This window comes from Streptomyces sp. NPDC046862 (genome assembly GCF_040704615.1).
In the GTDB taxonomy this organism is placed as follows: Bacteria; Actinomycetota; Actinomycetes; order Streptomycetales; family Streptomycetaceae; genus Streptomyces.
The window spans coordinates 86,368-110,194 of sequence record NZ_JBEYXP010000009.1; the positions used below are offsets into that span (position 1 = coordinate 86,368).

The 23,827-nt window shown below is 72.1% G+C and carries 20 protein-coding genes; 9 read left to right on the top strand and 11 right to left on the bottom strand.

All coding sequences use genetic code 11. The features are described from left to right. Nucleotides 1-53 precede the first annotated feature (53 nt). Together AB0959_RS12295 and AB0959_RS12300 are read right to left on the bottom strand one after the other, a co-directional pair. Nucleotides 54-2,408: a serine/threonine-protein kinase gene (locus AB0959_RS12295; RefSeq protein WP_366826295.1), complete on the bottom strand. Its 2,355-nt coding sequence runs from the start codon at nt 2,406-2,408 to the stop codon at nt 54-56. A gap of 384 nt (nt 2,409-2,792) precedes the next feature. Then, complete coding sequence (locus tag AB0959_RS12300) at nt 2,793-3,539, bottom strand: VOC family protein (RefSeq protein ID WP_366826296.1); 747 nt, start codon at nt 3,537-3,539, stop codon at nt 2,793-2,795. Between the two features lie 462 nt (nt 3,540-4,001). On the opposite strand from AB0959_RS12300, the gene AB0959_RS12305 reads away from it, so the two are divergent. Then, on the top strand, nt 4,002-4,649 hold the full coding sequence (locus tag AB0959_RS12305; protein WP_366826297.1) for a TetR family transcriptional regulator: 648 nt from the start codon (nt 4,002-4,004) through the stop codon (nt 4,647-4,649). 276 nt (nt 4,650-4,925) lie between these two features. Here AB0959_RS12305 and AB0959_RS12310 read toward each other — a convergent pair whose 3' ends face one another. Further along, on the bottom strand, nt 4,926-5,426 hold the full coding sequence (locus AB0959_RS12310) for a nitroreductase family deazaflavin-dependent oxidoreductase (RefSeq protein WP_366826298.1): 501 nt from the start codon (nt 5,424-5,426) through the stop codon (nt 4,926-4,928). Beyond that, complete coding sequence (locus AB0959_RS12315) at nt 5,423-6,673, bottom strand: acyl-CoA dehydrogenase family protein (RefSeq protein ID WP_366826299.1); 1,251 nt, start codon at nt 6,671-6,673, stop codon at nt 5,423-5,425. Before AB0959_RS12315 ends, AB0959_RS12310 begins: the two co-directional genes overlap by 4 nt. A 125-nt stretch (nt 6,674-6,798) precedes the next feature. Between AB0959_RS12315 and AB0959_RS12320 the strand changes: the two genes are divergently transcribed. After that, the gene (locus AB0959_RS12320; RefSeq protein ID WP_366826300.1) at nt 6,799-7,989 is read left to right on the top strand and encodes an acetyl-CoA acetyltransferase; all 1,191 of its coding nucleotides are present in this window, start codon (nt 6,799-6,801) and stop codon (nt 7,987-7,989) included. Between the two features lie 174 nt (nt 7,990-8,163). Here AB0959_RS12320 and bla read toward each other — a convergent pair whose 3' ends face one another. Then, nucleotides 8,164-9,120, bottom strand: a complete 957-nt coding sequence (gene bla, locus AB0959_RS12325) for a class A beta-lactamase (RefSeq protein WP_366826301.1) — start codon at nt 9,118-9,120, stop codon at nt 8,164-8,166. 154 nt (nt 9,121-9,274) lie between these two features. Between bla and AB0959_RS12330 the strand changes: the two genes are divergently transcribed. Next, entirely contained in the window at nt 9,275-10,225 is a 951-nt protein-coding gene (locus AB0959_RS12330; RefSeq protein WP_366826302.1) for a LysR family transcriptional regulator, read from the top strand. Next, nucleotides 10,222-11,127, top strand: a complete 906-nt coding sequence (locus AB0959_RS12335) for a serine hydrolase (protein ID WP_366826303.1) — start codon at nt 10,222-10,224, stop codon at nt 11,125-11,127. Before AB0959_RS12330 ends, AB0959_RS12335 begins: the two co-directional genes overlap by 4 nt. Nucleotides 11,128-11,213: 86 nt before the next feature. Here AB0959_RS12335 and AB0959_RS12340 read toward each other — a convergent pair whose 3' ends face one another. Further along, on the bottom strand, nt 11,214-12,548 hold the full coding sequence (locus AB0959_RS12340) for a hypothetical protein (RefSeq protein ID WP_366826304.1): 1,335 nt from the start codon (nt 12,546-12,548) through the stop codon (nt 11,214-11,216). A 226-nt stretch (nt 12,549-12,774) separates the two neighbouring features. On the opposite strand from AB0959_RS12340, the gene AB0959_RS12345 reads away from it, so the two are divergent. Together AB0959_RS12345 and AB0959_RS12350 are read left to right on the top strand one after the other, a co-directional pair. After that, complete coding sequence (locus AB0959_RS12345; RefSeq protein WP_366826305.1) at nt 12,775-13,200, top strand: pyridoxamine 5'-phosphate oxidase family protein; 426 nt, start codon at nt 12,775-12,777, stop codon at nt 13,198-13,200. Nucleotides 13,201-13,226: 26 nt separating this feature from the next. Then, nucleotides 13,227-13,892 (top strand): pyridoxal 5'-phosphate synthase, encoded by a 666-nt coding sequence (locus tag AB0959_RS12350; protein ID WP_366826306.1) that lies wholly within the window; start codon nt 13,227-13,229, stop codon nt 13,890-13,892. Nucleotides 13,893-13,928: 36 nt separating this feature from the next. Here AB0959_RS12350 and AB0959_RS12355 read toward each other — a convergent pair whose 3' ends face one another. The 3 genes from AB0959_RS12355 to AB0959_RS12365 are packed head-to-tail and all read right to left on the bottom strand — an operon-like array spanning nt 13,929 to nt 15,568. Then, on the bottom strand, nt 13,929-14,591 hold the full coding sequence (locus AB0959_RS12355; protein WP_366826307.1) for a GNAT family N-acetyltransferase: 663 nt from the start codon (nt 14,589-14,591) through the stop codon (nt 13,929-13,931). A gap of 60 nt (nt 14,592-14,651) precedes the next feature. Continuing rightward, nucleotides 14,652-15,122 (bottom strand): Zn-ribbon domain-containing OB-fold protein, encoded by a 471-nt coding sequence (locus AB0959_RS12360; RefSeq protein WP_366826308.1) that lies wholly within the window; start codon nt 15,120-15,122, stop codon nt 14,652-14,654. After that, nucleotides 15,119-15,568: a DoxX family membrane protein gene (locus tag AB0959_RS12365; RefSeq protein ID WP_366826309.1), complete on the bottom strand. Its 450-nt coding sequence runs from the start codon at nt 15,566-15,568 to the stop codon at nt 15,119-15,121. Before AB0959_RS12365 ends, AB0959_RS12360 begins: the two co-directional genes overlap by 4 nt. A gap of 374 nt (nt 15,569-15,942) precedes the next feature. On the opposite strand from AB0959_RS12365, the gene AB0959_RS12370 reads away from it, so the two are divergent. After that, entirely contained in the window at nt 15,943-17,220 is a 1,278-nt protein-coding gene (locus AB0959_RS12370) for an NAD(P)/FAD-dependent oxidoreductase (RefSeq protein ID WP_366826310.1), read from the top strand. 19 nt (nt 17,221-17,239) lie between these two features. Here the strand turns inward: AB0959_RS12370 and AB0959_RS12375 are convergent, their stop codons facing one another. Beyond that, the gene (locus tag AB0959_RS12375) at nt 17,240-18,427 is read right to left on the bottom strand and encodes a M20 family metallopeptidase (RefSeq protein ID WP_366826311.1); all 1,188 of its coding nucleotides are present in this window, start codon (nt 18,425-18,427) and stop codon (nt 17,240-17,242) included. Nucleotides 18,428-18,473: 46 nt separating this feature from the next. Then, entirely contained in the window at nt 18,474-20,027 is a 1,554-nt protein-coding gene (locus AB0959_RS12380) for an AbgT family transporter (protein ID WP_366826312.1), read from the bottom strand. 115 nt (nt 20,028-20,142) lie between these two features. On the opposite strand from AB0959_RS12380, the gene AB0959_RS12385 reads away from it, so the two are divergent. After that, nucleotides 20,143-21,168 (top strand): Lrp/AsnC family transcriptional regulator, encoded by a 1,026-nt coding sequence (locus AB0959_RS12385; protein WP_366826313.1) that lies wholly within the window; start codon nt 20,143-20,145, stop codon nt 21,166-21,168. Nucleotides 21,169-21,506: 338 nt separating this feature from the next. Continuing rightward, nucleotides 21,507-23,798: an acetate--CoA ligase family protein gene (locus tag AB0959_RS12390; RefSeq protein WP_366826314.1), complete on the top strand. Its 2,292-nt coding sequence runs from the start codon at nt 21,507-21,509 to the stop codon at nt 23,796-23,798. Nucleotides 23,799-23,827 lie beyond the last annotated feature (29 nt).

Genomic DNA, 23,827 nt, shown 5'->3' on the forward strand with positions numbered 1-23,827 from the left:
TGGTCTACGTCGTCATGGCCTACGTCGCGTCATGGCCTACGTCGCGTCATGGCCTACGTCGTCCGCGCCGTCCCCGTGCCCTTCTCCGCGTCGAGCGCGTACACGCAGCGGTCCTTGCTGCACGCGTACACGACCCCGTCCTTCACCACGGGAGAGCCCGTGATCTCGCCGCCCGTGGCCAGCTTCCAGCGCAGACGGCCGTCGTCGGACTTGAGGGTGTAGAGGAGGTGGTCGGTGGAGCCGAAGTGGATACGGCCCTCGGCGACGGCGGGGGCGCCCACGATGTCGCCGCCTGCCTGGAAGCGCCACTTCGGGGTGCCGGTGACCGCGTCCAGCGTGTAGAGGCCCTTGCCGCTGCCCACGTGGACGTGGCCCGCGGCGACCAGGACCGAGTCGACCGACGCCCTGGACTCCGTCGCGATGCGCCAGCGGTCGCGGCCGTCGGCGGCGTCGAGGGCGTAGACCGTGCCCAGGTAGTCGGCGAGGTAGATGCCGCCGCCCGTGACCGCCGGGCCGGGGACGAAGGTCGGTGCGCACAGGAACACCGCCGGGGCGTCGAAGTGCCAGCGCACATGGCCGCCCGCGATGTCGATGGCCAGCACGCGCGAGCCGGCGCACACGTACACGTAGCCGTCCGCGGCGGGCGTCAGACGCACCGGGACGCCGCCGCAGGAGGCCGAGTCGCCGATGGGGTACGACCAGCGCTCCTCACCCGTTCGGGCCTCCAGGGCGCGCAGCCGGGCGTCCTTCCAGACGAACACGGTGCCGTCCTGGACGTGGGGGCCCGCCTCGGGCGACTCGAACTCGGTCTGGGCGCCGGTGATCTCCCACAGCTTCTGGCCGTTCGAGGCCTCCCACGCCTGGACGCCGCCGCCGCGCGTGCCGGTGACGACGGTGCCGCGGTCGGCCTTCAGCGAGTACACCCAGGCGTCCACCGACAGGCGCCACTGGTCATTGCCCTCGCGGGCGTCCAGGGCGAAGAGGGTCGGACCGTCCGAGGCGTGGATACGGCCGTCCGCGACCGCCATCGACCAGGCCACGTCCCGCGTCTTGAAGCGGCGCCGGCCGGTCATCACGTCCAGCGCGTGCACCTCGAAGGAGGTGACGTAGACGAGGTCGTCGGCGACCGCCGGGGTGCCCCACACATCGTTCGACATGCGGAAACGCCAAGGGCGCCAGCCGGCCCCCGCCTCCGGGGGCGCGGGCGGCGCGGTGGTCGCGCCGGCCGCGGGGTCGGCGCCGTTCACTCCGGCGCGCGGACGCGACCAGGAGGCCACGAGCCCCGCCTCGGGAGGGGGTGCCTTCACGGCGGCGGCCCGGGCGTCGGCCACGCGGGGTCCCGGCCCGATGGGTACCGGGGCGCCCGCGAGCCGTACGGGACCGGCGTCGGGGGCGCCGACGGGGGCGGGATCGTACGACGGCGGGGGCGGAGGGACGGGAACGGCGGGCCTGGCACCCCCGCCGCCACTCCCGCCCCCGGCACCCGGGGTGGTCGGCGCGTGCGTCACCGAGCGACCGCCGCGGCGGGACTCGATGAGGGTGACCGCCTTCTCGGGCAGCCACGCGGAGGCCGTACCGCTGTCGTCGGAGCCGGAGCCGAAGAGGTGGGGCGCCAGCTGGGCCTGGAGGTCGGCCGGGTTGGGGCGCGCGGTCGGGTCCATCTGCATGCAGGACTCGATCAGCGGCCGCAGCTCCTCGGGCAGACCGGCCAGGTCCGGGCCCTCCCTGAGCAGCATGAACACGGTCTCGACCGGGTTGGCCCCGTGGAAGGGCGCGTGGCCGGTCGCCGCGAAGACGAGCATGGAGCCCAGCGAGAACACATCGCTCGCGCCGGTCACGCTCCGTGAGTCCTTGGCCTGCTCGGGCGACATGTAGGCGGGCGTGCCGACGGCGACGTTGGTCATGGTCAGCCGTGTGTTGGACACACCGGAGGCGATACCGAAGTCGATCACCCGCGGCCCGTCCTCGACGACGAGCACGTTGGAGGGCTTCAGGTCCCGGTGGACGAGCCCGGCACCGTGAATGGACTGGAGGGCCTCCGCGACACCCGCCGCGAACCAGCGCACCGCCTGGGCCGGGAGCGGCCCGCAGTCGGTCACTATCTCCTCGAGCGAGGGCGCGGGCACGTACGCGGTCGCGAGCCACGGCACGGCCGCGCGCGGGTCGGCGTCGACCACGGCCGCCGTGTAGAAGCCGGAGACGGCCCGCGCCGCCTCGACCTCGCGTGTGAAGCGGACACGGAACAGCTGGTCCTCGGCGAGCTCCGTCCTGACCGTCTTGATCGCCACGCGGCGGCCGGAAGCCGACCGCGCGAGATAGACCAGCCCCATGCCGCCGGCACCCAGCCGTCCCAGCACCTCGAACGGCCCGATACGCCGCGGATCGTGCTGCGTCAGCTGATCCACCACTTGCCCTGCCACCTCCCCGTACGGGCCGCGTCGCCCTCGTATGAACACGACCCCGTGCAGCGTCTCACCACGGCACCGCCATGGCGCACGCACCCCGATTCTTCCTGCCCCGGCCCCCTGTTGCGAACCCGGGAGCGGATCGGGGTGTCTCAGGACAAAACCACGGGATACACCCCTTGGGGAAGCCGCCGCCCGGATCGTGGGACGGGTTCTGACGGCTTCTGGGGGTTCTTGAGAGTTCAGAAACTACCGGGCGACGGCCCCGAGTGGCTGATATTGGCGGTAGGAAGGGCTGGTATCGGCGGTAGGCATCGCGGTACGCACCGGTGGTACGCCTGGGCGGTACGCGCCTCTCCCCGCCTCCTTCCGCTTCTCCCGTCTCTCTCAGCGCTGGAGCACCGCGAACGACGCCCCCTGGTCGTCCGTGACCACCGCCACACGCCCGTACGAGGCGTCGAACGGCGGGACCTGCACGCGCCCGCCCAGTCGCTGGACCGCTCCGAGCGCGTCCGCGACGTCCGCCACCCGGAAGTGGATCAGGAAGTGGGGCGGCATCTGGGGCGGGAAGACCTCGGCGAGGTCGGCGCGGCCGAAGTCGGGGGAGGCGCCGGGGCCGAAGAGGGCGTCACGGAAGAGGGTGCCGTAGAAGTCGTTGGCGACCTTGGTGTCCCGGGCGTACAACTCGGCCCAGGCGAAGGAGCCGGGTTCGTGGCGGCGGCCGAAGCCCTGGTGGGTACCCGGCTGCCAGAGGCCGAAGACGGCGCCTTCCGGGTCGGTGGCGAGGACGGTGGTGCCGTGGGGGCCGAGCCGGGTGGGGGCCGTGATGATCCGGCCGCCGTCGGCCTCGATCCGCCCGGCGAGGGCGGCCACGTCGGGGGTCGCGAAGTGGAGGGTCCACACGGTCGGCATGCGGCCGTCCGCCTTGGGCGCCAGGGCGGCGACCGGCTCGCCCTCCTTGTACGCCCACTGGGAGGTGCCGTACGCCTCCCTGAACGTCCACCCGAAGAGTTGCCCGTAGAACCGCTTGCCCGCCTCGACATCGGACAACTGCGCGTCCACCCAGCAGGGGACACCTTCCGGGTACGGTCCTTTCTGCGCCGGTTTCTCGGGCCGTGCCGGTTTCTCGGCCATACGGCCAACGTAGCGGGGTTTGATGCGAGGCGCGCGAGATGGGCGCCCGGTGGGGTTTTCGCCCCCCGCCGCCCCTACCCGTCCCATCCCCAGGGGCGCTGCCCCCTCGACCGACCCCGCACGGGGCTCCGCCCCGGACCCCGCTCCTCAAACTCCCCCAGCTACCGCTGGGAGGTGCCCCCAAGGTGCTGAAACTGCGCGGGTAACCGCACGGTTTCCAGGGGCGCGGGGAACTGCGCGACCAGCCACATCCGGCCCGCAGCCAACCCACCCACCCCGGACACCCCCCGGGGGTCTGGGGGCGGAGCCCCCGGGTCGGGATGGGACGGGTAGGGGCGGCCCGGGCGAAAGAAACCCGCCATTCACCGAGGAGCCCTTCCGGAGAACCCCTTGGTGAAAGACGTACGCCCCATTTGCAGTCGGCCGAATCGCGATCCGATCACCCCTCGGTAAGCTGACGTCATGACAGGACAAGTGCGTACCGTCGACGGCCGCGTGGCCGGCCGACGTGGGCAGGCGACCCGGCAGAAACTGCTCGACTGCCTCAGCGAGATGCTCAGCTCCTCTCCTTACCGGGACGTCAAGGTCATCGATGTCGCCCGGAGGGCGGGGACTTCGCCCGCGACCTTCTACCAGTACTTCCCGGACGTCGAAGGCGCCGTCCTCGAAATCGCGGAGCAAATGGCCGCCGAGGGCGCCACGTTGACCGAGTTGCTCGAAGGCCGCTCCTGGGTCGGCAAGGCCGGCTGGCAGACCGCTCAGGAACTCGTCGACGGCTTCCTGGACTTCTGGCGCAAGAACGACGCGATCCTCCGCGTCGTCGACCTCGGCGCGGCCGAAGGCGACAAACGCTTCTACAAGATCCGTATGAAGATCCTGAACTCGGTGAACAACTCCCTCGCGGACGCGGTCGCCGCACTCCAGGAGAAGGGCAGGGTCGACAAGGACGTGAACCCTGCGGCGATCGCCGGTTCGATGGTCGCCATGCTCGCCGCCGTCGCCTCGCATCAGAAGGGCTTCCAGAGCTGGGGCGTCAAACAGGCCGAACTGAAGCCGAACCTGGCCCTGTTGGTGCACCTCGGCATCACGGGCAAGAAGCCGACGAAGTAGCCGGCGGAACAACCGAAAAGTAACCGAGCAACCGAAGATCCGCCGGCGAAACAGCCGGCAGGAGCCCACCGGACGGCCTGCCGAGAGCCGCCCCGGGCCGTCGGCCCGGCGACGGAACCGGCGGTGGTGGCGGCAACCGCCCCGCCCGCGGCTCCTGTTCGGACGCTGGTTACGCGAGTCACGCGAGTCCTGTCCCGCGGGCGGCACACCAGATCCTGGGTGCCGCCCGCCGCGTACCGCGCAGCCTCAGCGCCGTTCGACTCAGCGCCGTTCGACTCAGCGCCGTTCGATCCGGAACACCCGGATCTCCCGCTCCACCCTCCCCTGGTACGTCGCGTACGGCGGCCAGAACGCCAGCAACGCCTTCCAGGCGGCCGTCCGTTCCTCCCCCTCCAGCAGCCGTGCCGTGACCGCGACGTCCTCGCCCCGCCAGCTGATCTCGGCGTCGGGGTGGGCGAGGAGGTTGGCGGTCCAGGCGGGGTGGTCGGTGCGGCCGAAGTTGGAGCCGACCAGGAGCCAGCTCGTGGGGCGCCCGTCCGACGCGGCCTCCGGCATGCAGGCCAGTGGCGTCCGGCGCGGCAGTCCGCTCCTCGCCCCGGTGGCCGTCAGGATCACACCGGGCAGCAGCTGCGCGCTGAGCAGTACCTTTCCCCGGCTCATCCGGTGGACCGCGCGGTCGAGCGCGGGTATGACGCGCGGGGCGACGCGTGCGAACGTCCGGGTCGAGGACACGCGCTGGACCAGCCGGACACCCAGGTCGCTCACGGCCGCCCTCACACCGCCACCTCCCCTTCCTCGAAGAGACCGGCCATGTCGGCCGCGTACGAGCGCAGCCGGTGCACCGGGCCGAAGAGCAGCTCGTCGCCCGCGGCCCGCTTGAAGTACAGGTGCGCCTCGTGTTCCCAGGTGAACCCGATGCCACCGTGCAGCTGGATCCCCTGGGCCGCCGCCGTCCGCAGCGCCTCGAGCGCCTGGGCCAGCGCGAGCCCTCCGACCCGCTCCCCGTGGGCCGTCGCCCACGCCGCGTAGTACGCCGCCGACCGCGCCGCCCGCACCTGCACGTACACGTCCGCCAGCCGGTGCTTCACCGCCTGGAAGGACCCGATCGCCCGCCCGAACTGCTCCCGCTGCCGCACGTACGCGACCGTCCGCTCCAGCGCCCGGTCGGCCGCGCCCACGGCCTCGGCGGCCAGCACGGCGGCGGTGGTGTCCCCGGTGTCGGCCAGCGCCTGAAAGACGTCGCCCGTCCCTTCGTCGCCCGTCCCTTCGTCGTCCGTCTCCTCGCCGCCCGCCCTCTCGTCGCCCTTCTCACGATCGGGGCCGAGCAACTGCGCGGCCACGTCCCGAAGTTCGAGCCGGGCCCGCGGCCGTGTCTCGTCGAGGGCCGTCTGCCGTACGCGCGTCAGGCCGTCCGCCGGTGCTCGTACGGTGAACAGCAGCGTGCGCGAGCGGGCGTACCCCCCGGCATGCGCGGCCACCACCAGCAGTTTCGCGCTGTGCCCGTCGAGCACCTGCTCCACCTGCCCGTACAGCCTCCACCCGCCGCCGACGCGCCTCGCCTGGATCCCGCCCGCACGCCCGCCCCCGGCCCAGTCCCCGGGATTGGCGCCGGTCAGCCCGAGGACCGTGGCGAGGTGCGGGCCGGGCACGGCCAGGGCGGCGGTCGTGCCGCCGGCGGCCAGCCGAGGCACCAGGTCGGCACGCTGCTCCTCCGTGCCCAGGGCGAGGATCAGCGGGGCGGCCAGGACGGAGGTGGGGAGAAGTGGGCCCGGGGCCAGGGATCGGCCCAACTCCTCTGTCGCCAATGCAAGTTCGGTCGTCGAGCAGCCGATTCCGCCGTATGTCTCCGGGAGCGCCAGTCCGGGCAGTCCCAGCTGGTCGGCGAAGGTGGTCCACAGCCCGCCGTCGTACCCCTCCTCGGTCCGTACGGCCGCCCGCACCTCCTCCGGGCCGCAGCGCTTGAGCAGCACCTCGCGTACCGTGCGCCGGATCTCTTCCTGTTCGGCGGTGAAGCGGGCGTCCATGGGCGGTCCCCCTCTACCTCACTCATCTGACGGTCCGTCATATTAGGGCCGGTGTGCCGAGCTGCACAGCCCCGCCGCTTGCCCAACCGGGCCGGATACGGCAGATCTGATGTACCGTCAGATTCATGACGCGCCGAGTAGCTCCCGCTGTGACCGGTCGAAGGGTCGCGATCGTCGGCGTCTCCCTCTCCGACTGCGGCCGCGTGGACAACGCGACGCCGTACGCCCTGCACGCCCAGGCCGCCCGCCGGGCCCTGGCCGACTCCGGGCTCGGCCGCGAGGTGGTGGACGGCCTCGCGTCGGCGGGGCTGGGCACGCTGGCCCCGGCGGAGGTCGCCGAGTACCTCGGGCTGCGGCCGACGTGGGTGGACTCCACCTCCGTGGGCGGCTCCACCTGGGAGGTCATGGCGGCCCACGCGGCGGACGCGATCGCGGCGGGCCACGCGAACGCCGTCCTGCTCGTCTACGGCTCGACGGCCCGCGCCGACATCAGGGCGGGGCGGCGGACGGGCAACCTGTCCTTCGGAGCACGGGGACCGCTGCAGTTCGAGGTGCCGTACGGCCACACGCTCATCGCCAAGTACGCCATGGCCGCCCGCCGCCACATGCACCAGTACGGCACCACCCTGGAGCAGCTCGCCTCCGTCGCCGTCCAGGCCCGGGCGAACGCCGGGCGGAACCCCGAGGCCATGTTCCGCACGCCGATCACCGTCGACGACGTCCTGTCCGGCCCGATGATCGCGGACCCCTTCACCAAGCTGCACTGCTGCATACGCTCCGACGGCGGGGCGGCGGTGCTGCTGGTGGCCGAGGAGTACGTGCGGGACTGCCGTACCGCGCCGGTGTGGATCCTCGGCACCGGCGAGCACGTCTCGCACACCACGATGTCCGAGTGGGCCGACTTCACCGTCTCCCCGGCGGCCGTCAGCGGACGGCTCGCCTTCGAGCGGGCGGGGGTGCGCCCGGAGGAGATCGACTTCGCCGAGATCTACGACGCCTTCACGTACATGACGCTGGTGACGCTGGAGGACCTCGGCTTCTGCGGGAAGGGCGAGGGCGGGGCGTTCGTCGAGAAGGGGCGGCTGACGCTGACGGGCGACCTTCCGGTGAACACCGACGGGGGTGGCCTGTCGGCCCAGCACCCGGGGATGCGGGGGCTGTTCCTGCTGGTGGAGGCGGTACGGCAGTTGCGCGGGGAGGCGGGCGAGGGGCGTCAGGTGCGCGCGGCGGACGGCGGGCCGCCCCGGCTGGCCGTCGCCTCGGGGACGGGCGGGTGGTTCTGCTCGTCGGGGACGGTGGTGCTGGGGCGGGGGTGAGTCCGTGGGGGCGGGGCCGGCGCGGGTTTCCTTCGCCCCCGCCGCCCCCGCCACCCCTACCCGTCCCATCCTGTTCCTGGGGGCTGCGCCCCCGGACCCCCGCATCGGCCTTGCGGCCTCGTCCTCAAACGCCGGACGGGCTGGATGTGCCTGGCCTCGGCTGAAAGAAGTCCACTACGACAGGGTGTCGGTGACCACCGATGCCGCCTCCGCGATCAGCTTGTTGTCGTAGGTGGCGTCCTCCTCGCCGCGGTTCGTCAGGATCGCCATGACGATGGGGGCCGAGTCGGGGGGCCAGACGACGGCGATGTCGTTGCGGGCGCCGTAGTAGAAACCGCTCCCCGTCTTGTCGCCGACCACCCAGCCCTCGGGCACCCCCGCCCGGATGAGCTCGTCGCCGGTCTTGTTGGTCTTCAGCCACGTCGTGAGCTGGGCACGCTCGCGCTTGCCCAGGACGTCTCCGAGGACGTACGCGCGCAGGTCCTTCGCCAGGGCCCGCGGGGTGGTGGTGTCCCGCTTCTCGCCGGGGACCCACTTGCTCAGCTCGGGCTCGATGCGGTCCATGCGGCTGACCTTGTCGCCCAGCTTCCTGAGCTCCGCTTCGAGAACCTTGGGCCCGCCGAGCTCTTCGTACAGCAGGTTGGCCGCGGTGTTGTCGCTGTACCGGACGGCGGCGTCGCACAGCTCGCTCAGCGTCATCCCGGTCTCGACGTGCTTCTCGGTGATCGGGGAGTTGGCGATCAGGTCGTCCTCGGAGTACTTGATCACCTCGTTCATGCCGTTCAGGGAGTACTTCCGCAGGACGGCGGCGGCTTCGAGCGCCTTGAACGTGGAGTGGTAGCCGAAGCGCTCGCCGGCCCGGTAGGCCACTTCGCGCCCGGTGCCGGTGTCGATCGCGTAGACGCCGAGCCGGGCGTCGAACTTGCGCTCCAGATCCTTCAACTCGGCGGTGAACGGGGTCGTCGCCGCCGCGATCGGGGTCGTCTTCACGGCGCGACGGGAGGACGAAGAGGCCGACGAGGCCTCGGAGCCGCCGTCCTGGCCGCAGGCGGCGAGCGGGAGGACGAGGGTGAGCGCGGCGAGCGCCCCGCGCAGGGCACGACGGGCATACGTGTGACGCGTGGTCTGCATGGTCCAGCCTCCTGGGTGGTCCGTGGTCATGAGTTCCTCTCGACCGGAGATCACCCTCACCGCCGGGCCACCATGCGGTCCAATACGCGAACGCGCCGTTCCATGCCGATTCGGCATGGGAGACGTGCCGTGGATCTGGCATAGGGTTCCGGCTGTGGATCTGGTGGGAGCGTGTCGTGCGTTCGTCAGCGTGAGCGAGCACGGCAGTTTCACCGTCGGGGCCGCCGCCGCCCGGATGTCCCAGTCGGTGGCCAGCCGTCGCGTCGCCGCCCTGGAGGAACGCTTCGGTGAGCCGCTGTTCGAGCGCACGTCGCGACGGGCCGTCCTCACCCCCTTCGGCCGGGACATGCTGCCGACGGCCCGGCAACTCGTGCAGGCGGCCGACGTGCTGCTGCACGAGGCGGAGGCCGCCAAGCGCAAGCCGTGGCGCCTCGCGGTGCCCGGCATCTGCTCCACCGCCGGGCTCGCCCGTCTCGTCGCCGAGGCACGCGGGCACGGCGTCACCCTCGACCTCCGTGTCGCGGGACCGGCGCAGCGCACGGAACTCCTGCACGCGCAGCAGGTGCGGGCCGCCCTCCTCGCGGTGGTGCCGGACGACGCGAGGTGGACCGTGCCGCTCGGGCTCGCCGGTGCCCGGGAGCCGGGCGTGAAGCGCGTCTACCTCGAAACGCTCCGGGTCGGCCGCGCCTCCTCCGGGCCCGCCCGCCGCGTCTGGATCCAGCCGGAGGACGACGTGCCGCACATCCGCGACCCGTTGACGCGCCTGCGCGACGCGGTCGGTCTGCGGCCCGCACAGCTCGTCGCCGCGCCCGACCTGACGACGGCGGCCGCCGAAGTCCTGTGCTCACAGGACCTGTTGCTGTGCTCCCCCGCCCAGGCCCGGGAACTCTCCCTGGTCTGGCGGCCCATCGGCGAGATCGCGATCGTCCGGGGCTTCGCCCTCGCCGCCGCCGGGGACGGCAATCCGGAGCTGATCGAGGCGCGCCTGGGCGACGCCGTCGCCCACTGTCTGGGCACCTCAGCCGACTCAGCGGACATCTCCGGAGCGGCCATTTCAGGAGTGGATATGCCAGGAGCGGACACTTTAGGAGGGGCCGGGACGTGAGCACCGAGGCGTTACTGCACGAGCTGCGCGGCCAACTGCGCGACGGCGGCCTGCACGGCTGTCTGCTCGTAAGGGACCTGCACACGGGCGAGGAACTGGGCATCGAGCCGGACACCCAGCTGCCGTCCGCGTCCCTCGTCAAGGTCCCGCTCGCCCTGGCGACGCTGGAGCGCGTCCGGCGGGGCGAGCTCGACGGAGCGATGCCCCTGGACGTGCCGCCCGGGCGGATCACCACGGCCGGCCCCATCGGGGTGAGCCGGTTCCGCCACCCGGCCCGGATCGCGGTCGACGACCTGCTCTACCTGAGCACGTGCCTGAGCGACAGCTACGCCGCCGACGCACTGTTCGGCCTCACGCCGCCCGCTCTGGTCGCCGAGACCCTCCACGAGCTGGGCCTGCGCGACATCACCGTGCGGCACACCATGAACGAGCTGATGGACACCCCCGTCGAACGCTTCGACGCCGCCGACGTCCATCTCGCCCACTCCCTCGCCATCGACGCCGGCACCAGCGGGCGCGGCCACCGGGTGCCGCAGCTCGACACCACCCGCGCCAACACCGGCAGCGCACGCGCCTGGGTCGAGCTGCTCCAGGCACTGTGGACGCCGTCGAAGATCCACCCCGAGGTGGCCGAGCGCGTACGCGACCTCATGGCCCACAACGTGCTCCGGCACCGCCTCGCCCCGGACTTCAGCTCCGACGCCACCACGTGGTCCTCCAAGACCGGCACGCTGCTGAACCTCCGCCACGAGATCGGTGTCGTCGAGCACGCCGACGGCCAGGCCTTCGCCATCGCCGCCCTCACGGAGTCACTCGTCCCGGCGAGCAGCCAGCCCGGTGCGGAAGCCCTCATGGCCCAGGTGGCGCGCTCACTGCGGGACCACCTGCGGCAGCTGTACTAGCCCGGCCCCGTCGGCCCGGACCCAGCCGCCGACCCGCCGGCCCACGTCGCCCACGTCGCCCACGTCGCCCACGTCGCCCACGTCGCCTACGGCCGGACCCTGATCACGGCCTCGTCGTTGGCGGGGTCCGGGTCGCGGCGGTCGGCGTCGTCCGCGTCCTCGATGGTCGCCGCGCCCTCCCCCGCTTCGCCCAGGCGCAGGGTGAACTCGAAGGTGCGGGAGTCGCCCGGCTCCAGCTCGCCCACGTCGCAGGTGTACGCGAAGCCGTTGCCCTCGCAGTAGGGCTCGTAGACGTCCTCGTCGATCGCCGTCATGGGCTGCTTCAGGACGGTCACCCCGAACGGCGGGCTGAACACCAGCTCGGCGGCGCGTCCGGGATTGCCGGGCCCGTTGTTGCGGACGGTGAGGCGGACCTTCCGCTCGTCGCCGGGCTTCCCTTTCAGGTCGACGTCGGAGACCTGGTAGTCGGAGCCGGTGTCGAGGGTGACGTCGGTGTGGGAGCCGCCCTTGACGAACGTGCCCTTCGCCTCCGCGCCCTCCGTCGGCTCCGCTTCGAGTGCCGGGCCGTCACCGGAGTCGCCACCGTCGGGTGCGACACCGTACTGCCCCGGACCCATGTCCAGCGCCCACGCCTCCTGGCCGAAGGAGCCGTACATCGTCGTCTCGGAGGCACGCAGCCGCACGGCGGGCCGGAGGACGACCGTCTCACCCGGCTCGATCCTCACGTCCGGGAACCGGCAGATCGCCATGTGGCCCCGCTGGGGCTCCGGGTAGCGGCAGTTGGAGTACCGCTGCGTGAAGCCCAGGCTCCCGTCGACGAGTTTGACGCCGAGGCCTTCGACGGGCACTTCGCCGGCGTTGCGGACGACGACGGGCGCGGTGATCCCGGAGCCCGGCCGGACGTCCTTGAACGGCTTGCCGGCGCGCACCTCGACCACGGGCTCGCCGACGACGACCTTCGTCCTGGCGGTGAGCTTCTTGCCGTCCTTGGTGGTGTAGGTGAACCGTACGACGCCCGTGTCCCCGGGTTCGGCGCCCTTGGCGGGCTTCGGGTAGACGCGGTCGAGGTCCGTCCAGCTGTCGTACGTGCCGTCGACCTCGCAGGTCACACGCACGGCGTCGCCCGTGCACCGGGGACCGCTCTTGCGCAGGCCCACGGTCTTGAGCCGTACGACACCCTCGGAGCCGCTCACGTCCACGGTGAGCCGGTGGTCGCGGTCATTGTGGGTGGACGCCTTGGTGTCCTCCGCCCGGAGGTAGAAGGGCGTCTTGTCGTGGGGGCCGGACTTGTCACCCGTGGGTCGCAGGTAGAAGACCTCGGGGGCCGAGATCCAGGGGTCCTTGCCGCCGGCGCCGGAGCACGCGGTGAGGGTGAGGAGGAGAGCGCTGGTGGCGAGGGCCGCGCCCGTCGAGTTCACCACTGTCCCGTTCCCTCCCTCCCGAGCTCATGGAGCAACCTACCGCCACCCCGCCCGTACAGATGTGCGGTCTCATGCCCCCGGTTCCGCCGGGCACCGGCTGATTCGAGCCATGTGGCGGAGCGCCGGAATAGCCCACGGCCCGGGACTCGCTGACGAGTAGGCGGAAGAGGCAGAAGAGGCGGAAACGACAACGGCGTCCGCGCCCCACCTGTTGGAGGAGATCCACATGGCCCTGACCCGCGAAGAGCGTGAGCAGTTCCTTGCCGAGCCGCACATCGCGGCGCTCTCGGTGGAGGCGGAGCCGGGACGGGCGCCGCTCACGGTGCCGATCTGGTACCAGTACGCGCCCGGCGGCGACATCTGGATCATGACCGGGCTCGACACCCGCAAGAACAAGCTGATCCAGACCGCGGGCCGGTTCTCCCTGATGATCGACCGGCTCGAACCCACCATCCGGTACGTGTCCGTCGAGGGCCCGGTGATCGACACGGTCCCCGCGACCATCGAGCAGCTCCGCGAGATCTCCGCCCGCTATCTCCCCGCCGAGAAGGTGGACGAGTACGTGGACTTCGCCTGGAAGGAACACGGCGAGCAGGTCGTCATCCACCTGCGTCCGGAGCGGTGGGTCTCGTCCGACCTGGGTACCGTCTGAGGTCCTGAGCCGGTGACAATCAGGGCATGGGAACGGAACTTCACGAACTGCTGAGGTCGCTGCGGGTGTGGGACCCGGAGGTCACCGAGCTGCCCTCCTTCGACCCGGCCACCGCACCCGCCTCCCCGCTGCCCCTGTTCTCCGCGTGGTTCGCTCAGGCGGTGGCGGCGGGGGAGACGGAGCCGCACACCATGTCGCTCGCCACGGCGGACGCGGAGGGCACACCGGACGTACGGACGGTCATGTTGCACGGCGCGGACGAGCACGGCTGGCACTTCGCCTCGCACGCGGGCAGCCGGAAGGGCCGGCACCTGGCCGCCCGGCCGTACGCGGCGCTCGGCTTCTACTGGCCCGCCCTGGGCCGCCAGGTGCGCGTGCGCGGCCGGGTGACGGTCGCCCCCGCCGAGGTCGCGGACGCCGATCTGCACGCCCGCTCCACGGGTGCGCTGGCCGCCGGACTCGTCGGCCGTCAGAGCGAAGTGCTGTCCTCGTACGAGGAGTTGGAGCGGGCCTCGGACGCCGCGTGGGAACGGGCGCGACGCGAGCCGGACTCGCCGGTGCCGTCGTGGACGGTGTACGTGCTCGCGCCGGACGAGGTGGAGTTCTTCCAGGGGGACGCGCGGCGACGGCACGTACGGCTCGACTACCGGCGTACGGAGGGTGGTTGGGTCAAGGAGCTGCTGTGGCCGTGAGCAGGTGCGCGGCGTAGTCCTCGCGTCCCCTCCCGCTCACTCCCCCTTTCCCTCCCCTTCCCCCGGCTCCGGGTCCGTGGCCAGACGGGCGTGCAGGTGGACGTCGCGGAAGGCGTCGTGACGGCCCGCGTCGAACATGGCGCCCCGGAGCGTGCCCTCGTACAGGAAGCCGCAGCGCTCGGCTATCCGGCAGGAGGCGTCGTGACCGAGGGCGTGTCCGAGTTCCAGGCGGTGCGTGCCCAGGTTGGTGAAGGCCCAGCGTGCGGCCAGGCGGAGGGCGCGGGTGGCGACGCCGTGGCCTCGGGCCTCGGGCAGGACCCAGTAGCCGACGCGGGCGGTCCGTATGAAGTGGTCGATGTCGTTGACGCCGATGTGCCCGAGCGGCGCCCCGGTGGCGGCGTCCGTGACGCAGTAGGACACGCACTTTCCCTCCGCGTCCCACTCGGCACGCAGCCGCAGCGACTCCCGCGCGTCCTCCATCCCGTCGACCAGCTTCACCGGGGTGTTCCACCGCCGGAACTCCGGGTCGGAGTTCCCGCGCAGCCATGTCTCGACGTCGGTGTCGCACTCGGCGTCCCACGGCCGTAACCGCAGGCCGTGGCCGCGCAGTTCGGGGGCCGGCGCCGAGGGGGTGGGTTGCGTCGGGAAGCGGGTCCGGTTTCTGGACCCGTGCTCGTTCTGCCTGTGAAGATCCGCCATCCGCCCATTCAAACGCTCACGGGAATCGGACTGCCGTCCGACCCCCGCCCGGCGGTCACCTCACCCCCGCGGCCGGAAGACCGGAACCGCCACCTCCCCGGCACCCCGGGCCTCTCCCCCTTGCCCGCCCTCCCCGGCCTCGCCCGCGCCCCTCACCCCCCGGAACGTCACCTCCAGCTCCATCCCCACCCGCAGTTCGCCCTCCGCGCACTCCACGACCTCCGTCATCATGCGGGGCCCCTCGGCGAGGTCGACCACGGCGGCGACGTACGGGGTGCGCTCGCCGAAGGGCGGGAGGTCGTTGCGGTGGACGACGGACCAGGTGTAGAGCGTGGCCCGGCCGCTCGCGGACTCCCACGTCACGTCCTCGCTCCAGCAGTGGGGGCAGAACTCGCGCGGGTAGTGGTGGGCGCGCCCGCAGTCACCGCAGTGGCGCAGGAGCAGGCGGCCCTCGGCGGCGGCGTCCCAGTACGGGCGGGTGAAGGCGTCCACCTGGGGAAGGTCGAAGCGCGCTCCCGCCGGGCCGCTCACTGGAACAGCCCCAGCGCGTCGTCGAGCGACCACGTCTGCCACGCCATCCCGAACAGAGCGACCACCGAGATCAGCGCCATCATCGAGTTCTGCCCCTGCTCGGCCCAGTCGTGGATCATGAGGACGAAGTAGACGAGGTTGAGCAGCAGCCCGCCGACGAGCGCGAGGGGCGTCAGGAACCCGAGGATCAGGCCCAGGCCCAGGGCGAGTTCGGCGTACGCGACGACGTACGCCATCGTGCGCGGGCGGGGCGCGACGACGACGTCGAAGCCGCCGCGCACCGCGTTCCACCGGTGCTTCGCCGCGATGCCCGCCGCCCAGGTGATGCCGCCGCCCTCGAACCACGTCTTCTTGTCCTTGTGACGCCAGCTCTCCAGCCACCACAGTCCCAGCCCGATGCGCAGCACGGCGAGCCACTCCGCACCGGTGAGCCAGATCGTGTCCATGGACTCCCCTGCCGCCGAAGGAATCTGACGGTACGTCAGTTCAGCGCATGGGGCGTGCGTACGCAAGAGGCGTCGCCACGCGGGCGTCCGGCCCGCCCGTCCGTCCGACCGTCCGACCGACCGTCCGACCGACCCACCCATCCGACCCACCCATCCGGCCCGTCCGTCCGGCCGGCCCGTCCGTCCGGCCCGTCCGTCCCGCGCCGCCGGGAGCCGCCGGGAGCCGCGTCGACCGTACGCCTCCCGCAACCCCTCACAACCGGTCCGTCTACGCCACCGGTCCCACCCACTCCTCCTACAGCCGTGATCAATCCGCAACCAATTCCGGGCTTGACCGAGACCCATCAAGTGAGCATGCGAATACGCTCGGGCGCATGGCCGACTCCACCACGTCCACCGACTCCACCGACTCCACCGAGCCCGACGGGGCCGGCGAGCCCGACGGGGCCGACGGCTCCGCGAGCCGCGCGCGTGCCGCCGTGGAGCCGGTCCGTCGCGATCGTCCCGTGTACGTCATCGGCGGCGGGCCGGGCGGACTCGCCGCGGCGTACGCCCTGCGGGCCCAGGGGGTCCGTGCCGTCGTACTGGAGAAGTCCGACCGGGTCGGCGCGTCGTGGCGGGGCCACTACGACCGGCTGCACCTGCACACGACCCGGCGTCTGTCGGGGCTGCCCGGGCTGGCGATGCCGCGCCGGTTCGGCCGCTGGGTGGCGCGGGACGACGTGGTGCGGTACCTGGAGAAGTACGCCGAGTACCACGAGCTGGAGGTCGTCACCGGCGTCGAGGTCTCGCGTGTGGAGGCGGCGGCCGACGGCAGCGGCTGGCTGCTGCGGGCCACCGGCGGGCGCGAGCTGACCGGCAGCGCGGTCGTCGTCGCCACCGGCTACAACCACACGCCCCACCTGCCCGACTGGCCCGGCCGCGAGGACTACACCGGCGAACTCCTCCACGCCGGCGCGTACCGCGACCCGGCGCCCTACGCCGGCCGCGACGTCCTCGTCGTCGGCGTCGGCAACACCGGCGCCGAGATCGCCGTCGACCTGGTGGAGGGCGGGGCCTCGCGCGTACGGCTCGCGGTGCGCACCGCCCCGCACATCGTGCGCCGCTCCACGGCCGGCTGGGCCGCCCAGTTCTCCGCCATCGCCGTACGGCACCTGCCGGTCGCCCTCGTCGACCGCCTCGCCCGGCCGATGGCCAGGCTGAGCGTGCCCGACCTGTCGGCCCACGGCCTGCCCCGGCCCGACACCGGGCTGTACTCGCGCGTCAACGCGGGCTCCATCCCCGTCCAGGACGTCGGCCTCATCGACGCCGTACGCAAGGGCCGGGTCGAGATCGTGGCCGCGGTGGAGGGCTTCGAGGACGGCAAGGTGGTCCTCGCCGACGGCAGCCGTGTCGAGCCCGAGGCCGTGGTCGCCGCCACCGGGTACCGACGCGCCCTGGAGGGTCTCGTCGGCCACCTCGGTGTCCTCGACGAGCGCGGCAAGCCCGTCGTCCACGGCGCCCGCACCCCGAAGAACGCCCCCGGCCTGTACTTCACCGGTTTCACCAACCCCATCAGCGGCATGCTGCGCGAAATCGCCCTCGACGCCCAGAAGATCGCCAAGGTGGTCGTCCGCCGGGGCGGCGTGGAGCGGACCCAGGCCCGCGCCTGAGCCCAGCCCCCGGGGCCCCTCAGCCCCCGAGCGGTTCCGCCAGCCGTCGCAGCAGGCCCGCGACCAGTGCCGTCTGTGCGGGCACCGTGTCGGGGTAGACGAACTCGCCCTGGGCGTGGGCGCCGTCGCCGACCGCGCCCAGGCCGCACAGCACGGGCAGTCCGAGCGCGGCCACGAAGTTGGCGTCGCTGGCACCGCCCACGGAGGTGTCGGGCAGGTCGCCGCGGCCCTGTTCGCGGGCGACCTCTCGGGCGAGGCCGAGGAGGGGGGCGGAGGCTGCGTTGAGGGTCATCGGCGGCCGGTTCCAGTCGTGCTCGATCGCGACGCGAACGCGGGGGTCGCTGACCGCGATGGCGTCGAGTTCGGCGTCGACGCGGTCCTGTTCGGCCTGGCTGCCGACCCGGATGTCGATGCTCGCGGTGGCGTGCCCGGCGACGACGTTGGTCCCGGAACCGCCCTTGACGAGGCCAACGTTGATCGTGGTGCCCCTGTCGGGCGCGGCGACGCGCGCCGCCGCGACCACGAACTCGGACAGCGCGGTGATCGCGCTCGCCCCGTCCTGGGGCGCGAGCCCGGCGTGCGCCTCGACACCGGTGACCGTGACCTCGAAGATCCCGGTGCCCTTGCGGCCCGTCTTGACCGCACCGTGCGCGGTCGGCTCCAGCACCAGTGTCACGTCGGCCTTCTGCGCGACCTCCTCGATCACCGGGCGCGAGGACAGGGAGCCGATCTCCTCGTCGCCGTTGAAGAGGAAGGTGACGGTGGGCACGGGGGCGCCGCTCTCCCTGGCCAGCTTCAGGGCCCAGATCCCCTGCGCGAGGCCGGTCTTCATGTCGAAGATGCCCGGTCCGCCGAGCTTCTCCCGGCCGTCGCCGGACGCCTCGGGCTGCTCCCATCCGGCGAGCGTGCCGGTCGGCCATACGGTGTCGTAGTGGCCGACGAGCGCGACATGGCCGGGGGCGGTGCCGGTGTAGGTCAGGGTGAGGGTGTCTCCGCAGGCGCCGCCGGGGTGGCGGTGCTCGCGGTCCGGCTGCCCGAGCCGGTGAACGGCCGTCTCCCGCAAGGCGTCCAGGCCCGCGGCGAGGGCGGGCAGGTCGTAGCTGCTGGTCTCGTGACGGACGAGCGTCAGGATGTCGGCGACGATCTCGGACGCGACGTCCTGGGCGCGGGCGGTGAGGGGGGCGACGGGTGCGGGTGATGCGGTCATGATCTGCTTTCTCGTGGGGGCGAGTGGGGGGGGCGGAGAGGTGGCGTCAACTGACGCCGAAGGGAATGCCGAGCAGGTACCAGGCCACGAAGAACGCGACCCAGGCGACCCACACGACGGCGGCGATCGGGATCGTGAAGGAGGCGAGGGTGCCGATGCCCGCGGACTTCTTGTGCTGCTGGATGAAGCCCAGCGCCATCGCGAAGTACGGGCTCATCGGGGTGACGCAGTTGGTGACCGAGTCGGCGACGCGGTAGACGGCCTGGGTGGTCTCGGGCTCGATGCCGATGAGCATCAGCATGGGCACGAGGACCGGCGCGGCCAGCGCCCACAGCGCGGAGCCACTGGTGATGACCAGGTTCATGAACGTGATCAGCACGGCGATGCCGACCAGTACCGTCCAACCGCTCAGATGCAGGTCCTTCAGGGTCTCGGCGCCCTCGATGGCGATGACGTTGCCGATGTTCGTCCACTTGAAGTACGCGAGGAACTGGGAGATCGCGAAGAAGAGGACGAGGATCGGGGCGAAGGTGCGGGTGCCCTCGGCCAGCGCGTCGACGATGTCGCGGGCGGCGCGGAAGGTCCCGGTCATCCGGCCGTAGACCCAGCCGAGCAGGGTGAAGAACAGGCACAGGACCAGCGACATGCCCGTGATCAGCGGGGATTCGACGATGGAGCCGCCCTTGCCGCGCAGCGGTGACGCCGGCGGGATCACGGCCGCCGCCAGGAGCGCGACGAAGCCGAGCGCGACCAGCCCGGTCACGCGCAGCGCGCGGCGCTGCTCCGGGGTGACCTCGATCGCCTTCAGTTCGGCGGAGTTCAGCGCGGCGACCGGCTCGTCGGGGTCCAGGTCCGAACGCCTGGCGATGACCTTGTCGACGACGAGTGTGATCACCAGGGCCACCAGGACCGACGAGGCGAGCCCGAAGAAGTAGTTCGCCACCGGGGTGACCACATAGTCCGGGTCGATCGTGTGGGCGGCGGCGGTGGAGATCCCCGACAGCAGTACGTCGGTCGTGGTGAGCGCCGGCGAGGCGTCGTAGCCGGCGGAGATGGAGACGTACGCGACGATGCAGCCGAGCACCGGACTGCGGCCCGCGGCGCGGTAGACGAGCGCCCCGAGCGGGATGAGGGTGACGTACGCGGCGTCGCCGGCGACATGGGCGACCATCGCCGTCATCGACAGCGCGAAGGTCAGGTACCTGCCGGGCACCCGCGCGACCATGCGGCGCAGCATGGTCGTGAACAGCCCGCTCGCCTCGGCGACGGCGATGCCGAAGCCCACGACGAGGATCGTGGCGAGCGGCGGGAAGGTCGCGAAGTTCTCGACGGCCCCCTCGACCATCATCGTGAGCCCCGCCTTGCTGAGCAGGCTCTGCACCTCGATGGTCTCGTCGGTCCCGGGATGCACGGTGCTGACGCCGGCCGCCGCCAGTGCCGCACTGAGGACGATGACGACACCCGCGAGGATCCAGAACAGCCAGAACGGATTGGGCAGTTTGTTGCCGACCTTCTCGATCGCCGCGAAACCACGGAACGCGGCGCGCAGGACTCTTGAGGGTGGCTCGGTCGGCTGGGGCTCGGTCGCGGTGGCACTCATGGGTACCTCTTCGTGCATCTGAGGGATGTTCCTGCGAACAATGGCATCATGGTGAGAGATTCTCTAGACCTAGGATGTAACAGTGGGATTAACCGGCAGTCTAAGGTGGGGCACCATGACCCGCCCTCTCCTCGACGAGCTCGACCGGCGCCTCATCGGGGCCCTGCACCTGGCGCCCCGCGCCACCTGGGACGACTTCGGCGCGATCCTCTCCGCCGACGCCAGCACCCTCAAACGCCGCTACGACCGGCTGCACGAGGCCCGGATGCTCCGCGTGATCGGGCAGGCCGACTGGGGCATGCACTCCACCGCGATGCCGGTCCACGTGTTCCTGGACATCACCGGCGAGACCCCGCTCGCCGTCCTCGACCGGCTCCGCACCCTGCCCCACCTCCAGCTCCTGGGGCAGATCTCCGGCGACTACCCGCTCTACGCCGTCGTGCACGCCCCTTCGGAGGCGGCCACCAGCGAGGCGATCGACCGGATGTTCTCCATCCCCGGCGTCCGCCGCGTCAACGTGCTGCCCGCGCTCAGCACCCTGCGCCGGGGCATCGCCTGGGACCCCCAGTTCCTCACCGGGAGCGAACGGGCCGACCTGCTGAAACTGACCGGCCCCCGCCCCGAGGGCACCGCGACCGCCACACCCCCCGCCAAACCCCTCAGCGAGGCCGAGCGCACCGTCGTCGCCCAACTGCTCCAGGACGGCCGCGCCTCCGCCGCGAGCATCGGGCGAGCCGCCGGCCTGGCCACCTCCACCGCGCACCGCGTCGTCCGCCGGGTCCTCGACGAACGATGGGTCCAGCCGCGACTGGAGATCGTGTCGGAGTGGCTGGGCTTCCAGACGCCGTTCGTGCTGCGCCTGCGCGTCGCCCCCGGCGCGACCCCCGACGTCATGCGCCACATCGACCAGCTCCCCCAGACCCGGCTCGCCGCCCACGTCGCCAGCGACATGTCCGTCCTGTGCACCGGCCTGGTCACCGACCGCTCCGCACTGGCCGCGTTCATCGACAACGAGCTGGCCCAGGTCCCCGGCCTCCTCACCGTCAGCGTCGACGTGATGCTCGCCGAACCGCGCCGCTACTGGCTGGACCGGGACCTGACCTCGGGTCTCGGCGAGTTCCACGCGCCGAAGCTGCTCTGACCCCTTCGCCTTCCGGTTCCACCCCCGTCCGGTGTTCCAGCGACGCGTGGGGCGGGTACGAAACATGTGCCCGCCATGTACGCGCCCCGCCACGCACACGCACCACCGTGTACGCGCCCCGCCATGCACACGCACCACCGTGTACGCGCCCCGCCATGCACACGCACCACCGTGTACGCGCCCCGCCATGCGCACGACCGCTCCTCCGCGTGGGCGACCGCCGGGCTCCCGCACCTCTCCCGTGCACGACTGTTCCTGACGCCGCGTCAGTTCAGTAACCTGTGAGTAATCTGACACTGCGTCAGCTAATTGGCTGTCACACAGGAGCGGGCGGACCGATGCTTGGATCAACCCACGGCACCCTCACCACCGACTCCCGCCGGGCCCGGGTCATCGCCTGCGGCGAGCAACCCTCCCCCGTCGTGCACGGCAGGCCCGCCGCGACCGACGACCTCGACGTCAGCGGGCGCCCGCTGTACGCCGACGTCCCCGATCTCGACCGCTTCTTCCGCCCCGAAACCGTGGCCGTCGTCGGCGCCTCGGACGCGGAGGGACGACCGAACACCGGTATCACTCGGCAACTGATCGCCTGGGCCGAGCGGGTCGGCGCCCGGCTGCACCCGGTGCACCCCACGCGTCCGTCCGTCTTCGGCATCCCCTGCGCTCCTTCCGTCGCCCACCTGCCCGAGCAGGTGGATCTCGCCGTACTGCTGGTCGCCGACCCCCTTCCCGTGATCGAGGAACTCGCCGAGACCAAGGTGAAGTTCGCCGTCGCCTTCGCCTCCGGGTTCGCGGAGACGGGTACGGAGGGCGCGGCCGCACAGGAGCGGCTCGCCGCCGCCGTCGCCCGCTCCGGGCTGCGGCTGCTCGGCCCGAACACCAACCTCAACGCCTTCGAGCGGTTCCGGGACGACCTGGACGGGCCGGCCATCGCGCTCATCACCCAGTCCGGTCACCAGGGCCGCCCCGTCTTCGCCCTCCAGGAGCTCGGCATCCGCCTCTCCCACTGGGCCCCCACCGGCAACGAGGCCGACCTGGAGACCGCCGACTTCATCTCCTACTTCGCCGAGCAGCCCGAGGTGGGCGCCATCGCCGCCTACGTGGAGGGCCTGAAGGACGGCCGCGCCTTCCTGCTCGCCGCCGACCGGGCCGCCCGGCGCGGCGTACCCGTCGTCGCCGTCAAGGTCGGCCGCACCGAGACCGGCGCCCGCACCGCCGCCTCACACACCGGCAAGCTGACCGGCGCCGACGCGGTGGTGGACGCGGCCATGCGCCAGTTCGGGGTGATCCGGGTGGACGGGCTGGACGAACTCCAGGACACCGCCACCCTGTTGGCGCGGGCACGCCGCGTGGGTGCCTCCCGCCAGGACGCCTCCGAGCAGGGCACCGCGGGCGGCCGGACCCGGACATCCGACCCGGCCGCCGACGGGGTCGTCGTCTATTCGATCTCGGGCGGCACGGGCGCGCACTTCGCCGACCTGGCAACCGAGGCGGGACTCCACCTTCCTCAGCTGTCGGAGGCCAAGCAGGCCGAGCTGCACCAGTGGATACCCGAGTACCTGAACGTGGCCAACCCCGTCGACAACGGCGGGCACCCGGTGGGCGACTGGCGCGGGCGGAAGATCATCGACGCGATCCTCGACGACCCGGACGTGGGAGTGCTGATCTGTCCCATCACCGGGCCCTTCCCTCCGATGAGCGACAAGCTCGCGCAGGACCTCGTGGACGCGGCGGAGCAGACGGACAAGCTGGTGTGTGTGGTGTGGGGCTCGCCGGTGGGCACCGAGTCCGCGTACCGGGAGACGCTGCTCGGCTCGTCCCGCGTCGCGACGTTCCGCACCTTCGCCAACTGCATCACGGCCGTCCGCGCCCACCTCGACCACCAGCGGTTCACCGACTCGTACCGCTCGCCCTTCGACGAGGCGCCCCGCAGCCCCTCGCCCTCCTTCCGCAAGGCGCAGGCGCTGATGCGGCCGGGGCAGCAGCTGAGCGAGCACGCGGCGAAGCAGCTGCTGCGGGCGTACGGCATCCGTGTCCCCCGGGAGCAGTTGGTGACCAGCGCCGCCGCGGCCGTGCGGGCGGCGAGCCTGGTCGGCTACCCCGTGGTGATGAAGGCGTCCGGCGCGCGGATCGCCCACAAGACGGAGCTCGGACTGGTGAAGATCGGGCTGACCTCGGCCAGCCAGGTGCGCGACGCCTATCGCGAGCTGACCGACATCGCGCGCTACGAGGGCATCTCGCTCGACGGGGTGCTGGTGTGCCAGATGGTCGAACGGGGCGTGGAGATGGTCGTGGGCGTCACGCACGACCGGCTCTTCGGGCCTACGGTCACGGTCGGGCTCGGTGGGGTGCTGGTGGAGGTCCTGCGCGACTCCGCCGTGCGTGTGCCCCCCTTCGGCGAGGACCAGGCCCACGCCATGCTCACCGAACTGCGCGGGCGGGCCCTGCTGGACGGGGTGCGCGGGGCTCCCCCGGCCGACGTGGACGCCCTGGTCGAGGTCGTGCTCCGCGTGCAGCGCATGGCCCTGGAGCTCGGGGACGACATCGCCGAGCTGGACATCAACCCGCTGATGGTGCTCCCCCGCGGGCAGGGCGCCGTGGCGCTGGACGCGCTGGCGGTGTGCCGCTGAGCGCGGCCACCACCGGCCCACGACGCCCC